The following is an 18,613-nucleotide window of genomic DNA, read 5'->3' on the forward strand; positions in this document are numbered from 1 at the left end:
GGGACAACGTGCGCAAGATCGTGCGCCGCCACCTGGGCAAGGTGGTGGCGGGTACGGGTATCGCGGTGGCCGGCACGGCCGTGATGGTCGCGGTGACGCTGCCGGGATCGGCGGGGGCCGACGAATCCGCGGGCACCGGGACCGCGGGCAGTACGGCGAGTACGGGCGGGGGCGCGGGACAGTCCGCGCAACAGCAGGCCGCGGTGCAGCCCGGTGTCGTCGAGGAGCTGCCCGCCGAGGGCGAGAAGGGCAGGGGCCGTGATCCGCTGACCGACGGTGAGATGGCGCGGGTCGAGCGGATCGTCCTCAACCGGCAGCTGCTCAACGCCAGTGAGAACGTCGAGGGGGAGCGCGGCCCGCAGCGGATCGGCATCAACCTCGCCGACCCCGAGGCCGCCGAGGTGGGCGACCGGAACGCGCCCCGGCGCGCGGACGTGTCGTACTACGACTACAAGGACGACACCCTGGTCACCAGGACCGTCAACCTCGACACGGGCAGGGTCGAGCGGACCGGCACCCAGCACGGCGTACAGCCGCCGCTGAGCCGCGCCGAGACTGCCGAGGCGACCAGGCTGCTGATGGCGGACCCGCTGGGTGCGGGCCTGAAGGCGGACTACAAGGACGCCACCGGCGCGGAACTCACCTCGCCGGACCAGCTCCTCGTCACCAGCATGGTGTACCGGGCCGCGCCGGGCGCCCAGCCCGCCGTGCTCGACACCTGCGGTGACCACCGCTGTGTGCGGCTCTTCCCGAAGGTGAAGAACGGGGCGTGGATCGACGCCCGTTCACTCGTGGTCGACCTGAGCGCCCGAAAGGTGGCCAGGCTCGGCTGACCCAGGGGCGGCGCCCCCGGTCCCTTCACCAGCTTTCCCCTTCTCCAGCCCACTCCTCTTCTCAGCTCTCTCCAGGGAGTCACTTCGTCATGCGCATCAACAGCAACAGCCGTACCCGAGGGCGGGCGACGGTCGGGCTCGTCGGCCTCTCCGTGGTGGCGTTGTCCGCCGGCCTCACCACGGCGGCGGGACCGGCCGCCGCCCAGCCGAAGGCCGGCCCCGTACCGCCCGCCGAGTGCAGTGCGCCGTACCGCATCGAGCAGAAGCTCGCCACCGGCACCACCTGGCGGATGTGCTGGCGCTACGAGAGCGAGGCCGGGCTCGTCCTGGAGAACGTCTCGTACCAGCCCCCGGGCGAGCCCCGGCCGATCAAGGTCCTCAACTCCGCGAAGCTCGGCCAGATACACGTCCCCTATGACGACGGAAAGGCCGAGTACCACGACCTCACCGCGGCGGGCTTCGGTCAGGGCCTGATGAACATGGCGCCCGGTGAATGCCCCGGCGGCACCATCAGGACCGTCAAGGTGCCCGAGGCCTGGGACCCGGAGCACGCGAACGTCAAGGGCCTGTGCACCACGACCCGTTCGCGCGGCCACGCCTACCGGATGCAGGGCGACACCGCGAACAAGATCTGGCAGACCCAGGGCAAGGACCTGCTCGTCTACACCGTCAACCAGGTCGGCTGGTACGAGTACATCACCGAGTGGCGCTTCCAGGACGACGGCACCGTCAACATGAACGTCGGCGCCACCGGCAGCCTCGCGCCCGAAGACTACGACGCGGGCGACGGCCGCGGCTGGCCCATCGGCAAGGGCGCCAAGGCCTACGCCACCAGCCACAGCCACAACGTGTTCTGGCGGCTCGACTTCGGCCTCGACGGCTCCACCAAGGGGAAGATCGAGCAGTACGACTCGGTCGTCAGCCCACCCAGGAGCGGCCAGGAGGGACCCACCAACAAAACGACCCGCACCCAGGTCAAGAAGGAACTCGCGGGCGACGCCAGGAACATGCGCTGGTGGCGTGTCGTCAGCGCCACCGGCAAGAACAAGGACGGCCACGCGCGCTCGTACGAGATCGTCCCCGCGGCCACCACCAAGTACCCGGGACGCAGCTTCACCCGGCACGACATCTACTTCACCGAGTACAACAAGTGCGAGCAGTTCGCCAGCGACAACCTGCGCGACTGCGGCGTGGGCGCCAAGAAGTCCGTCGACGGTTGGGTCAACGGACAGACCCTCAGCCACCCGTTGGTCTGGGTGAACGTCGGCTTCCACCACATAGCCCGGGACGAGGACCAGCAGCCCATGCCCGTCCACTGGCAGGGCTTCTCCATCGCCCCGCGCGATGTCACGGCTATGAATCCGCTCACTCCCGCCGCGCTCGCCAACCAGAACGGGCATGTCGAAAGCGGTAGTTGAGAAACGACCATGTCCATCCTGCTGCACCGTTGACCGCTCCCGGAGTACCCTTCCTTGATCGTTGGCCGGTATGGGCCACGGGGAGAGCTCGGGGGAGCGGAAGGCGGTGCGCGGGTGGGCTCGGGAGGGCTGGAGCTGCCCCCTGGTGGCGAGGGTCACGAGGGGATCTCCACAGAGGTCCCGCCCGGCGCGGTGTCCCTGGCACGGCCGATGGAAACGGGTTCCATCGGACCGGAACTGGACTGGGACGCCGACGCCTGGCACGAGGTGCGCAGGCGCGCCCAGCGGGCCGGCCGGGCCTACATCTGGCTGAATCTCGTCGAGCAGCGGCTGCGCGCGGTCGTGGCCGCCGTCCTGCGCCCCATCTACGAACCCGTCCACGGCGACGAGTGGGTGGTCGCCGCCGCCGGACCGGCCGGCCAGGAATGGGTCCAGCGCGCGGTCGCCGTACGGGAGGTCAGCCGCCGCAAGGGCTACTTGCTCGACCCGGCCGACGACAACGTCCTCAGCTTCCTCACGCTGCCCCAGCTGCGCGAGCTGATGGTGCAGCACTGGCCGTGCTTCGAGCCGTACGTCGACGAGCGCCGCGACGTAGAACTCGCCCTGGACGAGCTGGAGGTCACCCGCAACGTCGTCTCCCGCAACCGCGCCCTGTCCGAGGCCGTCCTCAACCAGGCCGAGCGGGCCTCCGGCAAGCTCCTGGAGACCCTCGGCGCGGGCGGTGACGTGCCCTCCGCGCGCCGGCTGCCGGTGGACGCGGTCGAGGAGCTGGTGGGCGAACGGTACGGCGATGTGGTCGCCGTGCACACAGACCGGGTACGGCTGATGCGCCAGTTCCCGGCCGAGGACATCTTCGGCGGCGCGCGTCGCCTCGACGCCATCGGTATCGGCCTCAACCTGCTCGTGCAGAACTTCTCCGGGCGGCGGCTGGTGCGGCTGGCGGAGTCGGGCTGCCGGGTGCGGCTGCTGTTCCTGAACCCCGCGTCCAGTTCGGTGAAGCGGCGTGAGCGGGAACTCGGCATCAAGCGGGGCGAGTTGAGCCGGGCGGTGGAGATGAACATTCTGCACATGCGCCGGGTGCGGTCGAAGCTGCGTGACCCTGGCGCCTTCGAGATCCAGGTCTTCGACGAGACGCCCCGCTTCACGGCCTACCTCGTCGACGGGGATGGCTCCGACGGCGTCGCGATCGTGCAGACGTATCTGCGCAGGACGCGGGGGATGGAGGCGCCGGTGCTGGTGCTGCGGGGCGGAAGCCGGACGGTCAAGTCGGACGAGGTGGAGGAGAGCGGCCTCTTCCCGACATATCGCGAGGAGTTCGAGGTGGCCTGGGCGGATTCGCGGCCGGTGTCCTGACCTGTCCGAGTCGCCGGACTGCTCACCTTCCACAAGCGGAATGCGGTCCTCTGATTGTCAGTGGCTCATGGGATCGTGGAGACCACTGGGGGAAAGCACCACCAAGAAGGGGGGGCCAGGCATGGGCTGGCACCATGAGCTGCTGATCGGTTTCGACCTGGAGACGACCGGGACGGACCCGCGTGAAGCACGCGTTGTCACCGGCGCCGTGATCGAGGTGAGGGGTGGCGAGCCGCTCGGCCGCCGCGAGTGGCTGGCCGATCCGGGCGTGGAGATCCCGGCGGACGCGGTGGCGGTGCACGGCATCACCAACGAGCGCGCGACCAGCGAGGGCCGGCCCGCCGACCAGGTCGTGGACGCGATCGCGGACGTGCTGGTGACGTACTGGAGGACGGGCGTACCGGTGGTCGCCTACAACGCGAACTTCGACCTCACCCTGCTCTCCGTGGAGCTGCGGCGGCACGGACTGCCGTCCCTGCGCGAACGGCTGGGCGGCCTGGAGCCGGCTCCGGTGATCGACCCGTACACGATCGACCGCTCCGTCGACCGTTACCGTCGCGGCAAGCGCAACCTGGAAGCGGTGTGCACGGAGTACGGGGTTGCGCTGGACGCAGCCCACGACGCGTCGGCGGACGCGTTGGCCGCGGCGCGGCTGGCGTGCGCTATAGCCGAGCGGCATCCCAAGGTCGCGGCGCTCGGGCCGGTGGAGCTGCATCGGCGGCAGATCGAGTGGTATGCGGAGTGGGCGGCGGATTTCCAGAGCTTCTTGCGGCGCAAGGGGGAGGCCGACGCGGTGGTGGACGGTGCGTGGCCTGTGCGGGAGGTCGTGGGCGAGGTGGTGTGAGGGTGGGTTTCCTGGACGGTGTTTGAGGGGCGGGGCCGGTGCCGCCAGGCTGTTATCCCATCCACCTGTCCGTCTCGTCGCCGGTCGGCACCATCCAGCCCGTCCGGCGTTTGAGGGCAGGCGCGTCAGCGCGTTGGGGGGTCTGGGGGTGCAGCCCCCAGGGTCAGGATGGGACGGGTAGGGGCGGCGGGAGCGAGAATCCCGGTTCGTGCCGTACGTGCGCGGTGCGCGCGCTCCACCGACTGGCCCCAGTACGTGCCCGTGACCATCAGCGTCGCACCCAGCGCGGTGAGCGGCGTCAGATGTTCGCCGCCCAGGGCGATACCGATCGCCACGGCCCAGACCGGCTCCGTTCCCAGCAGCAGACTGGCCCGGCTCGCCGAGGTCCGCTGCACGGCCCACGTCTGGGCGAGGAACGCGAACACGCTGCAGAACAGGGCGAGATAGAGCAACTGCGCCCAGGTCCCGGAGTCGGCGCGGGCGAGCGTCGGCAGGTCGGGGGCGGCGGCCGGCAGGAACAGCACCGTGCCGACCACGGTCTGGAGCGTCGTGAGGTGAAGGGGTCGGATCGGCCGGCCCGTGGTGAGGCGTCCGACCAGGGCGACGTGGACCGCTCGCACCAGGGCCGCGCCCAGCATCAGCAGGTCGCCGAGACGCGGCGCGTGGAAGCCGTTGCCGGACATGAGCAGGCCGACGGCCAGGACACAGACGCCGGCGGCGGCGTAGAAGGCCGGGGGCAGCCCGCCGGGGTGTCCGGCACGGTCGAGGAGCGGGGTGAGCACGATGGTCAGGCTGATGATCAGGCCAGCGTTGGCGGCGGTGGTGTGGGCGACTCCGTACGTCTCCACGACCAGGACCGCGGCCTGCGTGACCCCGAGGGGCAGCCCGGCCCGCACCTCCTCCCGGGTCCACGGCCGAAAGCCCCGGTCCCGGGTCAGGTCCCGCCCCTTTCCTCGTCCGGCGGCCACCAGGCCGAGACAGGCGAGCGCGGAGAGGGCGTACCGCGCGAGGAGGACCACGAGGACGGGCAGGGCGGAGGTGGCCGTCTGGGCGGACAGATAACTGGATCCCCAGACGAGCGCGACCAGGAGGAGTACCGCGTCGGTACGGCGGGAGTCGGACACGCGACTACGGTGCACCGCCGCTGACCCTGAAGCCCAGGGCCACCTTCTTAAACGATCTTTTAGTTTCCCTGCACTGTCTGCTTACACTGGTTCTGTGGACGAACGTCAGCTGCGGATCCTGCGCGAACTCGGTGAGCTGGGCAGCGTCACCGCGGTCGCCGACGCGCTGCTCGTCACGCCTTCGGCGATCTCGCAGCAACTGCGGCTGCTCCAGCGCTCCATCCCGGTCCCGCTCACCGAGCGACAGGGGCGGCGGCTGGTGCTGACGGACGCCGGGCAGGCGCTGGCGGGCGCGGCGACCGAGGTGGAGTCGGCGCTGGCGCGGGCCCGCCACACCGTCGAGGAGTTCCTGGACCGGCCGGACGGGGAGGTGTCCGTGGCGGCGTTCCACAGCGCGGGCGCCGCGTTCTTCCCGCTGCTGCTCCGCGCCCTCGCCGGGCCGGACGGGCCGGTGGTCGCACTGGCCGACGAGGACGTCACGCAGGACGACTTCCCGCCGCTGACCAGGGAGTACGACCTCGTCCTCGCCCACCGGCTGGACCACGCGCCGCCCTGGCCACGCACGGTGGCGGCGACCCCGCTGCTGCGCGAGCCCCTCGACGTGGCCATGCCCGCCGACCATCCTCTCGCCGCCAAGCGACGACTGACCCCGCGCGATGTGGCCGACCAGCCCTGGATCGCCGTGCACGACGGTTTCCCGATCATGGCGACGATCGAGGCCATCGCCACCGCGGCGGGCCGACGGCCCCATCTCGCTCACCGCATCAACGAGTTCGCGGTGGCGGCGGAGGCGGTGGCCGCCGGGGGAGGCCTCGCACTGATGCCCCGCTGGACCTCACGCCCGCACCCGGCCCTGGTCCTCAAGCCGCTCAGCGGCGTCCTGGCCAGACGCCGAATCGACGCCCTGCACCGTCCGGAACGCATGGCCCGCAGGGCCGTAAGAACGGTACTGACGGAACTGCGCCGAGCAGCACGAACAATCCAGACCGAGGAGTAGCGCCCCAAAGGGTGCGGGGCTGTGCCGTATGCGGCTCCGCCGCGCGGGCGCGACAAGCCACAGCCAACCCGCAGCCGCCCGACAACGACAAGCCCTCACCCACAAGGCGCTCAAAACGGGTACCACCGCACCGTCGAATCCCCCTCCCGCAAAGACCCCACCCGCCGCGAGAACTCGGCCAGAGCCTTCGGACTGACAGCCGCATGCTGCGCCACCCACGCACAACTGGCCGTCTCCCGTGCCCCGCGCAGCACCCCGCACCCTTCCCACTCCCGTACGTCCCACCCGTACGCCTCCGTGAAGGCGTCGTAGGACCCGGCCGGGAGGGCATAGCGGTCGTGGGAGAGGGCCATGACCACCAGGTCGTGTTCGCGCAGGTCGGCGGAGAAGGTCTCCAGGTCGACCAGGACCGGCCCGTCGGGGCCGACATGGACGTTGCGGGGGAGGGCGTCGCCGTGGATCGGGCCGGGCGGAAGACACGGGGTGAGCGCGGCGGCGGCCGTGGCGAAGCCGTCGCGGCGTGCACGCAGATAGGCCGCGTCCGCCGGGTCGATCGAATCGCCCGCGAGCCGCAGCCAGCGTTCGACGCCGCCCAGCAGTTCACGCGGCGGCAACGTGAAGGCGGCGGGGCTGGGCAGGGCGTGGACGATCCTCAGGAGTTCGGCCAGATCCCTGGGTTCGGCGGGGCGTACGGGTTCGGGCAGCCGGTGCCACACCGTCACCGGGTGGCCGTCGACCAGGAGAGCCTTCGGCTCGGCCGCGCGCACCGCCGGGACGCCCGCCTCGGCGAGCCAGAGCGCGATGTCCAGTTCCCGCCGCGCACGGTCGAGAAGTTCGGCGTCGCGGCCCACCTTGACGACCAGGTCACCGGCGGCGAACACCGCGTTCTCGCCCAGCGCGAGGAGTCGCGCGCCAGCCGCCGGGCCGGGCAGAACGCCCGCCGTGACCAGTACGTCCCGGGCCCGTGCCTCGTCCATCGTCCGCCTCCCGCGCAGTCCCTCGCACACGGCTCTGTACGTCCGTCCACGTCCGCGAACGGCGTCGGTTCACGCCATCCGCCGGCCAGTGTCGCATTCGCACTGGTGGGGGCGTGTGCGCGGTGCCTTGACCGGTCGCACGGGCTTCACGCCCATGACCATGCCACCTGGGGCGTCCGAAGGAGCCGATCACGTGACACCGGTGACAGGGGCGGGACAACCGGTGTCCCGCTCGGGTTCTCCTGCCGCCAGCAGATCGCGCAGCAGGCACGGAAGGGCTTCGAGTGGCAGGTGCTGCCCGCCCCGGCGGGCGCCGGCGGACTCACCCAGGGCGTCAGCCCGCAGACCCTCTCCATCGCCGAGGACAACGGGCACCAGCGGGAGGCGGCCGGGTTCATGGACTCATGCTGCGCCCCGGGAGCACGGTCCGCCCCGCGCTGGGCGACTGGACGCTGCCCACAGGCACCCAGGCACTGAAGTTTCCCTCCCCGCGGACGCGGAAGGGCGGCTGGGCGACGGGCACCGCCCTGGCCGCCCACCGTCGCCCGGCCCCCGCCCAGTCCGTACGGGGCTACCCGGAGTGAAGGACAAGGTCGCGCCCCCCGCGTCTGCCCCGGCGCTGACGACCCTCAGCACACATGCTGCGAGGGCCCGTTGGTTCCCCTGTGACCAACGGACCCTCGCACGGGGCAAGCCGATGATGGATCAGCTGAGCCGGAAGGCTCAGACGCTGATCCGTTCGCCGCCCTCCACCCTCGGCTCGGCCGCCTCGGGAGACTCGTCGTGCGTCAGATCCGGCAGCCGGTTCAGCCACTTCGGGAAGTACCAGTTGCGCTCGCCGAGCAGTGCCATCACCGCGGGCAGCAGCACACCCCGGATGATCGTCGCGTCGATGAGCACCGCCGCCGCGAGGCCCACGCCCATCTGCTTCATGGACTGCATCGACAGGGTCCCGAAGATGCCGAAGACGGCGACCATGATGACGGCGGCACTGGTGACGACGCCGGCCGTGGTGACCACCCCGTGCTGGATCGCGTCCTTCGTCGTACGGCCCCGCAGACGCGCCTCGCGGATACGGGAGACGACGAACACGTGGTAGTCCATCGACAGGCCGAAAAGGATCACGAAGAGGAACAGCGGCAGCCAGGTGATGATGGCGCCCACGCCCTCCGCGCCCACCAGCGACGCACCCCAGCCGTGCTGGAAGACGGCGACCAGGATGCCGTAGGCAGCCCCGACCGAGAGCAGGTTGAGCACGATCGACGTGATCGCGATCGTCAGGGAGCGGAACGACAGGAGCATCAGGAGGAAGGCGAACACGACCACGAAGGCGAAGACCGGGGCGACCGCGCCGGCCAGCTGGTCGTTGAAGTCCTTCGAGCCCGCGACCTGCCCGGTGATCGGCGCCTCGACGCCCTCGACCTTGCCGAGCGTGGCCGGGCGTACCTCGTCGCGCAGCTTGTCCAGGCTCTCGCCGGCCTTGTCCAGGTCGGAGCCGCCGACCAGCGGGACGTACACGAAGGCGATGTTCTCGGCGTCGTGCAGCTTGATGTCGACCGGGCCGCGCGAGGCACCCGAACTGATCGCCCGCTCACGGAAGTCGGCGAGCGCGGACTGCACGTCGGCCGCGTTGATGTCCCGCGCCTTGACGATCACCTCGGCGGGCTCGGAGCCGCCGGGGAACGCGTCGTTGACCCGGTTGTAGGTGCCGACGATCGGCAGCGAGTCGCCGAACTCCTGGTCCAGGGTGAGGTTCTGGGTCTTCATGCCGAGTGCGGGCGCGGCGATGGCGAGCAGCGCACCGGCCGCCACCACCAGCGAGATGGCCGGCCTGGCGAGTACGACCTTCAGCACGGCCGTCCAGAACCGGCTCTCCCCGTTGCCGGCCTTGCCGTTCCTGCGCCGCTTGTCCGGGTGCAGGAACGGGATCCTGCCCTTCTCGACCCGCTCACCGAGCAGCGACAGCAGCGCCGGGAGGACCGTCACCGAACCGACCATGGCGACCGCCACGACCATGAGCGAGGCCAGTCCCATCGCCTCGAACGTGGCGAGCCCGGTGAACAGCATGCCTGCCATCGCCACGCACACCGTGACGCCGGAGACGATGATCGCGCGGCCACTGGTCGCCGCGGCGACCTGGAGCGCGACCTCCGGACTCCGGCCCGCCGCCCGTTCCTCGCGCTCCCGGCGCAGATAGAACAGGCAGTAGTCGACGCCTACGGCCAGACCGACGAGCAGCATCACGGAACTGGCGGTGTCGTCCATCGGCTGAATGTGGCTGACGATGCCCATCAGACCCATCGTCGCCATGATCGCGGTGACCGCCAGCGCCACCGGCAGCAGAGCCGCGACCACCGCACCGAACGCGATCAGCAGAATGCCGAGAGCCACCGGCACCGCGGAGTACTCGGCCTTCTTGAAGTCGTCCCCGAAGGCGTCGTCGAACGTCTTCATCATGCTGGCGCCGCCGATCTCCTCGATCCGCAGCTCCGGGTGGTCCTTCTGAACATCCGCTACGGCCTTCAGCACCGGCTCGACCCGGTCGCCCGCCGTCTCGGCGTCACCCCGCATGTCGAACTGGACGAGCGCACTGCGGCCGTCCTTCGAGAGGGTGTCCGTGTCGTACGGCGACTGGACGTCCGTGACCCGGCCGGTCGCGTCGACCGCCTTCATGACGTCGGTGACGGCGGCCCGGAACGCGGCGTCCGTGGCCTTGACGCCCGCGTCCTTCGCCTGGATGAGGACGGTCTCGCTCGCGGGTTCGTCGATCCCGGCATCCTCGATGATCTTGGCGGCCGTGTGGGTCTCGCCCCCCAGCTGGTCGCTCTCCCTGACCTCGACACTGCCGGCCGCAGAGCCCAGCCCCATCGCCAGGACGACGAACAGCACCCAGATCCCGACGGCCGCCCAGCGATGCCGGGCACTCCAGCCGCCGGCCCGGGCGGCTATGCCCCGCACCCGCGTTTCTCCGTTCCCCATGACGGGCTTGCCCCCTTGTGTGCGGTGACAGCCGCCTGCCATCACCTTTGGTTCGAAGGTATGGGCCGGATAAGAGCATCTCCTCGTGCTCGCCGGTGAGGTGCGGTCCGCCGGAGTCCTCCCGTCGGGTACCGGCGTCTCCCCACTGAGTAGGACACTGGCCCCCTACATGTAAAAGACGATCTCGGGGTGGTTCGTCAGGGGGGACTGTCAGTGGGCCGCCCTAAGGTGAGCGGATGACGACAGGTGAACAGGCGACGACGACCTACGCGGCGCTACTTCGAGGCATCAATGTGGGTGGCAACAAGAAGGTCCCGATGGCCGAGCTGCGCACGCTGATCGAGGGCCTCGGGTTCGATGCCGTACGGACCTACCTCCAGAGCGGCAACGCCGTGTTCGCCGCCGGGCACGGGGACGAGGAGTCCCTCGCCGGGGAGATCGCGAAAGCCGTCGAGCAGCACTTCGGATTCACCGTCGACGTGATCGTGCGCGACCACGCCCACCTGCGGGCGATCAAAAACAACTGCCCTTTCCCCGCATCCGAGTTGGAGGCCAAACAACTCCACGTCACCTACTTCTCCACCCCCGTCGACGAGATCCGCTTCGCGGACATCGACCAGGCCGCCCACCTCCCCGAGGAGTTCCGGCTCGGCGACCGCGCGCTGTACCTGTACGCACCCGACGGACTCGGCCGCTCCAGACTCGCCGAACAGCTCGCCAAGCCCCGGTACCTGAAGGGCGTGATCGCGACCACCCGCAACTGGAACACCGTCGTGAAGCTGGTGGAACTGACCGAGGACGAGACCCCGGGGAAGTGAGACGGATGCCCGACCACGCCCGTAGCCGGGAGCGCGACCCCGCCGTGGAAGCCGCCATCGAGGCCGAGCTGCGGCTGCTCGACCCGGAGGTCCGCGGCTCACCCGAGCTGACCGGAGCCCTGCTGCACCCCGCGTTCCACGAGTTCGGCGCCTCCGGGCGGCACTGGAACCGGGCCTCGATCATCGCGTCCCTCGCCACGGCCACCGAACCGGGCGCCCGCCCCTTCGCCGTGTCGCACATGAAGGGTGTACGACTCGCCCCCGACCTCATCCACCTCACCTTCGACACGGAGAACAACGGCCGCCGCGCCCACCGGAGTTCACTGTGGCGGCGGAACACCGAAGGCGGCTGGCTGCTGTACTTCCACCAGGCGACCCCGTTTGGTGACGGGGTCGGCTGACCTACCGGTACTTCAGGCGCGCCAGTTCGTCCCCGGAAAGTCGTACGGTCCCGGCGTCCAGGTTCTCCTCCAGGTGTACGAGGGAGCCGGTGCCCGGGGTCGGGCAGAGCACCGGGGAACGGTGCAGCAGCCAGGCCAGCGCGACCTGGGCCGGGATCGCTCCGTGCGAGGCGGCGATCTCCGCGCACACCGGGTCTGACGCCAACTCGCCGTTGCCCAGCGGAAACCACGGCAGGAACGCGATGCCGTGCGCCTCGCACAGCTCCAGCAGCGGCTCGGAGGCCCGGTCGAGGAGGTGATAGCGGTTCTGGACTGACGCGATCGACGTCAACTCCCGTGCCGCGCCCAGCTCGTCGACCGTCACCGAGTCGAGCCCGAGATGCCGGATCTTGCCCTCCGTACGCAACTCGTCGAGGGCGCCGAGCTGTTCGGCCATCGGGACGCGCGGATCGAGCCGGTGCAGCTGGTACAGATCGATCGTGTCGCGCCGCAGCCGACAGCAGACTCGCCTCGCACATCGCGCGCAGCCGCTCCGGCCGGCCGTCGATGTGCCAGGCTTCGGGACCGGTCCGCACGACACCGCCCTTGGTCGCGACCAACACCCCGGCCGGGTACGGGTGCAGGGCCTCGGCGATCAGCTCCTCGGTGATCGACGGGCCGTAGTTGTCGGCAGTGTCGATCAGCGTCACGCCACGGTCGACGGCCCGGCGCAGTACGGCCACCGCGTCGGCAGGGTCGCCGCGCGGGCCCCAGTAGCCGGGGCCGGTCAACTGGGCCGTGCCGAAACCCAGACGGCGGACGGGCAGTTCGCCGCCGATCGGGAAGTTTTCCGAAGCCATGCGACGGACGCTACCTGTGCTGTGCATGCACCGTGGCAGGCTGGCCGGTATGCGCTACATCATCATCGGAGCCGGGGCGGTCGGCGGGGCCATCGGCGGGCGGCTGGCCGGGGCGGGGCACGAGGTCGTCCTCGTCGCGAGGGGTGCGCAGTACGAGGCGCTGCGCGCGCACGGACTGCGGCTGGTGACGCCGGACGGGACGCACACGTACCGCCTGCCGACCGTCGACGGACCAGGCGGCCTCGGGGAGTTGCGCGCCGACGACGTGCTCGTCCTCGCCGTCAAGACGCAGGACAGCGAAGGCGCCCTGGCGGCCTGGGGGCCGGTGCCCGTCGAGGGCGGCGGGACGGCGGCCGAGCGATTGCCGTTGCTCTGCGCGCAGAACGGCGTGGAGAGCCCGCGTCTCGCGCTGCGCCGCTTCCGGCGGGTGTACGGCGTCTGCGTCTGGCTCCCCGCGGCCTACGAGGAACCCGGCGTCGTCTCCGCCGCCGGCGCCCCGCTCACCGGCATCCTCTTCCTCGGCCGTTACCCGCACGGCACCGACGACACGGTCCGGCGGATCGGCGCCGACCTGGAGAAGGCGGAGTTCGAGGCCCCGGTCGTGGCGGACGTGGCGCGCTGGCAGTACGCCAAGCTGCTCACCAACCTGGGCAACGCCATCCGGGCGCTCAGTGGCGCGGCGGACAGCGAGGACAGCGCACGGCTGCGCCAACAGGTGTACGCCGAGGGCGAGTCGGTGCTCGCGGCGGCCGGGATCCCGTACGCGAGCGCCGCGGAGGCGAAGGCGAGACGCGGTGACAGGATCACCCTGCGGCCGCTGCCCGGCGCCGAGCCCGGCGGTGGCTCCTCCTGGCAGTCCCTGAGCCGTGGCACAGGCACGATCGAGACCGACTACCTGAACGGCGAGATCGCGCTTCTGGGACGGCTGCACGGCGTACCGACACCCCTGAACGAACTGCTGCAGCGGCTGGCCAACACGTTCGCACGGGAACGGCGGCCGGCGGGTTCACTGCCGTCGGCGGAACTCGTACGGCTGGCGGACGAGGCCGTATTCAACCGGGAGTTGACAGCCGACGGGCGGGAGCCGGGGGAGTGACCACCCGAACTCCGCATGGCGGCCAGGCCATTCAGGCGTGCGGAGACACCTACGCACTCACTGAGGCCAGCCCCGGCACCCGCACCGCCGCCTCCGCGTACCGTCGCAGCAGCAGCCGGGCAACCTCGGGGGCCGGTCCCAGGACGTCCGCGAGTACGTCCGCCTGCGCCGCGCCCCGCGCGATGCGGTCCGGGAGGAAGCCGGGGGCGAGGACGTAGGGTGCGACGGCGACGCGCTCGCAGCCCAGTTCACGCAGCTCCCGTACCGCGTCCTCGGTGCGAGGGAACCCCGCGGGAGAACCAGCGGAGGCGAACGCAGGCCGCACGGCGCACCAACCGGTGTGCCGCCACTCCCGCGCGATTTCTGCGATCACCGCGATCGCCTCCGGGTCGGTGGACCCCGCCGAGGCCAGCACGACCCCGGTCGAGGACTTGTCGGCGGGTGTCAGCCCCGCCTCGTACAGGCGCCGTTCGAGCGCCGAGAGGAGAAACGGGGACGGGCCCAGCACCTCCGCCTGCCGGATGTTCAGCCGCCCCGGCGCATCCCGCAGGACCGCCGGGATGTCCGCCTTCGCGTGGAAGGCGCGGGTGAGGAGCAGGGGCAGGGCCACCACATCCCGTACGCCCTCCGCCGCCAGGGACTCCAGCACCCCTTGTACAGAAGGGATGTTGAAGTCCAGGAAGCCGGTCTCCACCCGCAGCCCCGGCCGCAGTGACCGTACGCGCCGCACGAGGGCGTGCACGGTCGCCGCGTGGCGCGGGTCGCGGCTGCCGTGGGCGATCACCACGAGGACGGGGCGGAGCGGCTTGTCGTACATGTGCCTCAGCTCTTCACCAGGAGGCCGCGGCTGCGGAGTACCCGCCGTTCCAGCGGGCTGAAGATCAGCAGGTCGACGGCGATACCGACGAAGAGGATCAGGAAGATGGCCTCGAAGATCATCGGCATGGAGCTGGCGTTGCGGCCGTTCTCCAGCAGCGCGCCCAGACCGATGCCCAGGTCGGGCGAGGAAGCGATGATCTCCGCCGCCATCAGCGAGCGCCAGGAGAACGCCCAGCCCTGCTTCAGACCGGCCAGATAGCCCGGCAGTGAGGCCGGCAGCACGATGTGCCAGGCGCCCTTCCACCCGGTCGCGCCCATCGTGCGGCCCGCTCGCAGGAACAGCGGCGGCACCTGGTCGATGCCGGAGACCAGTCCGTTGGCGATGGACGGGACCGCGCCGAGCAGGATCACCGCGTACATCATCGAGTTGTTCAGGCCCAGCCACAGGACCGCGGGCGGCACCCACGCCACCGAGGGCAGCGACTGAAGGCCCGAAAGGACCGGTCCGATCGCCGCGCGCACGAACTTCATGCGGGCCACGATCAGACCCAGCGGGGTCCCGATCGCCAGCGCCAGCAGGAAGCCGAGCAGACCGCGCTCGACGCTGGTCCAGATGTAGCCGAGAAGCTTGCCCTCCAGCCAGGCGTCCTTGAACTCGGCCGCGACGTCGCCGGGCGAGGGCAGCTTGGTCGGGTCGGTGACGATGCTGAAGGAGATCAGTGCCTGCCAGATCACCAGCACCACGGCGGTCGCGACGAGCGGCGGGAGGATCTTGGTGCGGGCGGTCACCGAGAAGGGCGTACGCCCGGTGGCCACGGTCTCCAGGGCGTCGAGACCGGCCTCCAGACCGGCGGTCTGACCGTTGCCGTCGGCCCGCGCCTGGCGCGTGTCCGTCAGGCCCGACTTCGTGTCACTGCTGGCCATGACGGCGGATCTCCCCACGCAGTTCTTCGGTGATCTCAATGGACAGTTCGGCCACGGGGGCGTCCTCGATGCGGCGCGGCTGAGGGATCTCCACCGTCCACTCGCGTGCCACCCGTCCCGGCCGGGACGACATCAGGATGACGCGCTGCGCGAGCCGCACCGCCTCCCGTACGTTGTGCGTGACGAACAGGACGGAGACACCCGTCTCCGCCCAGATCCGGGTCAGCTCGTCGTGCAGCACGTCACGCGTGATCGCGTCGAGCGCGGCGAACGGCTCGTCCATCAGCAGCAGCCGGCTCTCCTGGGCCAGCGCCCGCGCCAGCGCGACCCGCTGGCGCATACCGCCGGACAGCTCGTGCACCCGCTTGCCGTACGAGCCCTGCAGCCGGACGAGTCCGAGCAGTTCCTCGGCGCGGCCGCGCCGGTCGTTCTTGGGAACTCCCCCCAGCTTCAGGGCGAGTTCGATGTTCTTGCCCGCCGTCAGCCACGGGAAGAGGGCGTGCTCCTGGAACATCAGGGCAGGACGCCCGTCGGTACTGATGCTGCCTGTGCTCGGGTCGTCGAGACCGGCGACCAGATTGAGCAGCGTGGACTTGCCACAGCCCGAGGCCCCCAGGAGGGTGACGAACTCGCCCGGTGCGACATCGAGCGTGATGTCGTCAAGGACGAGCTGCTGTCCGGCGGGCCCGGCGAAGGACTTCGAGACATGTTCGATGCGGGCGGCGTACTCGACTGACTCGGCCGGTTCGGCCTTGGCGATCGCGGTGGCCATGGTCGTCACCTCCTGGGGACTTGAAGGGGAATCGGTGCTTACTTGACGCCGAGACCGGCGTCGTCGACCGTGCTCTCTCCCGCGGCCCCGAGGACCTTGTTCAGGAGCGTGAGGTCGTAGATGCCCTTCAGCAGCGGGTCCTCCAGCAGACCGGCCTTCACCGCGTGCTCAGCCTCGGTGTTCAGGGTGGAGGCCAGCGGGTCGTCGGTGATCTGGATGGACTTCCACGCCGGATCCAGGACAGCGGCCGGCAGCTCCTTGCCCGAGTCGACGCCCAGCTGCCTGTTCGCCGCGGCCTTCGCCTCGTCCGGGTTGGCGTTGATCCACTTGTTGGTCTCGACGGAGGCCTTCAGGACCGCCTCGACTGCCTTGGGGTGATCCTTGAGGAACTTCTGCGACACGATGACGTTCGTGATCACGAACTTCTTGTCCGGCCACAGGTCGGCCTCGTCGATCAGCACCTTCGCGCCTTCGGCGACCAGCTTGGACGCGGTCGGCTCGGGCACCCAGGCGCCGTCGATGGAGCCGGACTTGTAGGCGTCCGGAGTGACCTTGTTGTCGGTACGGACGACCGACACGTCGCCCTTGCCGCTCTCGGCGTCGACCTTCCAGCCCTGCTCCGCGATCCAGTCGAGGAACGCCACGTCCTGCGTGTTGCCCAGTTGCGGGGTGGCGATCTTCTTGCCCTTGACGTCCTTCACGGACTCGATCCTGTCCGGGTTGACGACAAGCTTCACACCGCCGGACGCCGAACCGCCGATGATGCGCAGGTTGGTGCCCTTGGCCTTGGTGTAGCCGTTGATCGCCGGTGACGGGCCGATCCAGCCGATGTCGATGGAGCCCGAGTTCAGGGCCTCGATCTCGGAAGGACCGGCGTTGAAGACCTGGTACTTCGCCTCCGTGGCACCCAGCGCCTTCTGGAAGTAGCCCTTCTGGTTGCCGACCAGCGCGGTGGCGTGGGTCAGGTTGCCGAAGTAGCCGATCCTGACGGAGTCGAGCCCGTCGATCTTCTCGGCGCCGGCGGCGACCTTGACGGTGCCCTCGTCCGTCGACTGGGATCCGTAGCCGCAGGCCGCGAGGGTGAGAAGAGGAAGCGCGGCTATGACCGCGAAGGTGCGGCGCAGGGCGGTGTTGGCAGGCACGGGAGGTGTTCCTCTCGGAGGCCCGGCGGTCACGGTCTCTCAGGTCGTGGCCGGGAGTTCGGCAGGTTTTCGTCGATGTCGGGACGGGGCGCGCAGGCGGTGCGCGTACGTCAGCCCGCACATCGCGCGACTCCGCCCTGCCCGCTGCCGAGGGCGCCGCTGCCGATACGGCCGCCCTCCTTCGCGAACGTGGAGTAGTAGTCGGTGGAGTTCATGTCAGAAGTCCCACCCGTCGTCCTCAGTCTCGTCCTTGACGGGCTCCGGGGACGCGAACGACTCGCCGACCATGCCGGCGGTGAGCGTGGTGCCGTCGTTCGGGTCGATGAGGATGAACGAGCCCGTGCGCCGCGAGTCGGCGTACGAGTCCACCGGCAGCGGCTCCGCGGTGCGGATCTTCACCCGGCCGATGTCGTTGGCGACGAGCTGTCCCGGGTGCGGGTGCAGGGACAGGTCGTCGAGCGTGAGACGGGACGGGATGTCCTTGACGATCGCCTTGACCGTGCGGGTGCCGTGCTTGAGGAGCACCCGGTGGCCGACCGTCAGCGGCGCGTCGGCTACATGGCACACAGTCGCCTCGACGTCCTGCGTGGTCGGCGGGGCGTCCTTGCTGGGCACGATCAGGTCGCCGCGCGAGATGTCGATGTCGTCCTCCAGCAGGACGGTCACCGACTGTGTGGTCCAGGCGACGTCGACCGGCTCACCGAGCAGGTCGATGCCGGCGATCTTCGACGCGTGCCCGGACGGCAGGACCGTCACGGACTCGCCGACGCGGAAGGAACCGGCGGCGATCTGGCCCGCGTAGCCCCGGTAGTCGGGGTGCTCGGCGGTCTGCGGCCGGATCACGTACTGCACGGGGAGGCGGGCGTGGCAGTGGCTCAGGTCGTGGGCGACCGGGACCGTCTCCAGGTGCTCCAGGAAGGTCGGACCGCCGTACCAGTCCATGTTCGCGGACGGGTCCACCACGTTGTCGCCGGCCAGCGCCGAGATCGGGATCGCGGTGATCTCCGGGACGCCCAGCTCCAGCGCGTACGCCGTGAACTCCTCGGCGATCGCGGCGAACACGGACTCCTGGTAGTCGACCAGGTCCATCTTGTTGACGGCGAGCACCACGTGCGGGACGCGCAGCAGCGCCGCCAGGGCGGCGTGCCGGCGGGTCTGCTCGACCACGCCGTTGCGGGCGTCGATCAGGATCACCGTCAGCTCGGCCGTGGAGGCACCCGTCACCATGTTGCGGGTGTACTGCACATGGCCGGGGGTGTCGGCGAGGATGAACCGGC

16 protein-coding genes and 2 pseudogenes are annotated in these 18,613 nt (G+C 70.4%); 9 read left to right on the forward strand and 9 right to left on the reverse strand.

Annotated features, from left to right (window positions below; genetic code table 11):
* Positions 1-8 precede the first annotated feature (8 nt).
* From RB628_RS13495 to RB628_RS13510, 4 genes are all read left to right on the forward strand, one after another.
* Positions 9-833 (forward strand): Tat pathway signal sequence domain protein, encoded by an 825-nt coding sequence (locus tag RB628_RS13495; RefSeq protein WP_318320624.1) that lies wholly within the window; start codon positions 9-11, stop codon positions 831-833.
* An 89-nt stretch (positions 834-922) separates the two neighbouring features.
* The gene (locus RB628_RS13500; protein ID WP_318320625.1) at positions 923-2,251 is read left to right on the forward strand and encodes a copper amine oxidase; all 1,329 of its coding nucleotides are present in this window, start codon (positions 923-925) and stop codon (positions 2,249-2,251) included.
* 114 nt (positions 2,252-2,365) lie between these two features.
* On the forward strand, positions 2,366-3,604 hold the full coding sequence (locus RB628_RS13505) for an SAV2148 family HEPN domain-containing protein (RefSeq protein WP_318320626.1): 1,239 nt from the start codon (positions 2,366-2,368) through the stop codon (positions 3,602-3,604).
* Between the two features lie 121 nt (positions 3,605-3,725).
* Entirely contained in the window at positions 3,726-4,448 is a 723-nt protein-coding gene (locus tag RB628_RS13510; protein WP_318320627.1) for a 3'-5' exonuclease, read from the forward strand.
* 125 nt (positions 4,449-4,573) lie between these two features.
* Here the strand turns inward: RB628_RS13510 and RB628_RS13515 are convergent, their stop codons facing one another.
* Entirely contained in the window at positions 4,574-5,572 is a 999-nt protein-coding gene (locus RB628_RS13515; protein ID WP_318320628.1) for a DMT family transporter, read from the reverse strand.
* A gap of 94 nt (positions 5,573-5,666) precedes the next feature.
* On the opposite strand from RB628_RS13515, the gene RB628_RS13520 reads away from it, so the two are divergent.
* Positions 5,667-6,569 (forward strand): LysR family transcriptional regulator, encoded by a 903-nt coding sequence (locus tag RB628_RS13520; protein WP_318320629.1) that lies wholly within the window; start codon positions 5,667-5,669, stop codon positions 6,567-6,569.
* Positions 6,570-6,679: 110 nt separating this feature from the next.
* Here the strand turns inward: RB628_RS13520 and RB628_RS13525 are convergent, their stop codons facing one another.
* Positions 6,680-7,546: an aminoglycoside phosphotransferase family protein gene (locus RB628_RS13525; RefSeq protein ID WP_318320630.1), complete on the reverse strand. Its 867-nt coding sequence runs from the start codon at positions 7,544-7,546 to the stop codon at positions 6,680-6,682.
* A gap of 225 nt (positions 7,547-7,771) precedes the next feature.
* Between RB628_RS13525 and RB628_RS13530 the strand changes: the two are divergent.
* A pseudogene (locus tag RB628_RS13530) lies at positions 7,772-8,153 on the forward strand (sugar ABC transporter substrate-binding protein); the annotation flags it as partial.
* A 116-nt stretch (positions 8,154-8,269) separates the two neighbouring features.
* On the opposite strand, the gene RB628_RS13535 reads toward RB628_RS13530, so the two are convergent.
* A complete protein-coding gene (locus RB628_RS13535; RefSeq protein ID WP_318320631.1) occupies positions 8,270-10,525 on the reverse strand; it encodes an MMPL family transporter in 2,256 nt (751 codons plus the stop codon).
* Between the two features lie 236 nt (positions 10,526-10,761).
* On the opposite strand from RB628_RS13535, the gene RB628_RS13540 reads away from it, so the two are divergent.
* The gene (locus tag RB628_RS13540; protein WP_318320632.1) at positions 10,762-11,343 is read left to right on the forward strand and encodes a DUF1697 domain-containing protein; all 582 of its coding nucleotides are present in this window, start codon (positions 10,762-10,764) and stop codon (positions 11,341-11,343) included.
* A 5-nt stretch (positions 11,344-11,348) separates the two neighbouring features.
* A complete protein-coding gene (locus RB628_RS13545) occupies positions 11,349-11,744 on the forward strand; it encodes a DUF4440 domain-containing protein (RefSeq protein WP_318320633.1) in 396 nt (131 codons plus the stop codon).
* 1 nt (position 11,745) lies between these two features.
* On the opposite strand, the pseudogene RB628_RS13550 reads toward RB628_RS13545, so the two are convergent.
* Positions 11,746-12,583: pseudogene (locus tag RB628_RS13550) on the reverse strand (aldo/keto reductase).
* Between the two features lie 49 nt (positions 12,584-12,632).
* Between RB628_RS13550 and RB628_RS13555 the strand changes: the two are divergent.
* Positions 12,633-13,679: a ketopantoate reductase family protein gene (locus RB628_RS13555; RefSeq protein WP_318320634.1), complete on the forward strand. Its 1,047-nt coding sequence runs from the start codon at positions 12,633-12,635 to the stop codon at positions 13,677-13,679.
* 49 nt (positions 13,680-13,728) lie between these two features.
* Here the strand turns inward: RB628_RS13555 and RB628_RS13560 are convergent, their stop codons facing one another.
* The 5 genes from RB628_RS13560 to RB628_RS13580 all read right to left on the reverse strand — a co-directional run.
* Positions 13,729-14,496 carry a sirohydrochlorin chelatase gene (locus RB628_RS13560; protein WP_318320635.1) on the reverse strand — a complete coding sequence of 256 codons (768 nt, stop codon included), beginning with the start codon at positions 14,494-14,496 and terminating at the stop codon, positions 13,729-13,731.
* A 5-nt stretch (positions 14,497-14,501) separates the two neighbouring features.
* Positions 14,502-15,422, reverse strand: a complete 921-nt coding sequence (locus RB628_RS13565) for an ABC transporter permease (RefSeq protein WP_318320636.1) — start codon at positions 15,420-15,422, stop codon at positions 14,502-14,504.
* A complete protein-coding gene (locus RB628_RS13570; protein ID WP_318320637.1) occupies positions 15,409-16,194 on the reverse strand; it encodes an ABC transporter ATP-binding protein in 786 nt (261 codons plus the stop codon). Before RB628_RS13570 ends, RB628_RS13565 begins: the two co-directional genes overlap by 14 nt.
* 38 nt (positions 16,195-16,232) lie before the next feature.
* Positions 16,233-17,336, reverse strand: a complete 1,104-nt coding sequence (locus RB628_RS13575) for an aliphatic sulfonate ABC transporter substrate-binding protein (protein WP_318320638.1) — start codon at positions 17,334-17,336, stop codon at positions 16,233-16,235.
* A 216-nt stretch (positions 17,337-17,552) separates the two neighbouring features.
* Positions 17,553-18,613 (reverse strand): sulfate adenylyltransferase subunit 1 (locus tag RB628_RS13580; protein WP_318320639.1); only part of this gene is annotated, 1,061 nt, incomplete at its 5' end.

It is taken from the genome of Streptomyces sp. ADMS, assembly GCF_033441795.1.
Lineage (GTDB): Bacteria > Actinomycetota > Actinomycetes > Streptomycetales > Streptomycetaceae > Streptomyces.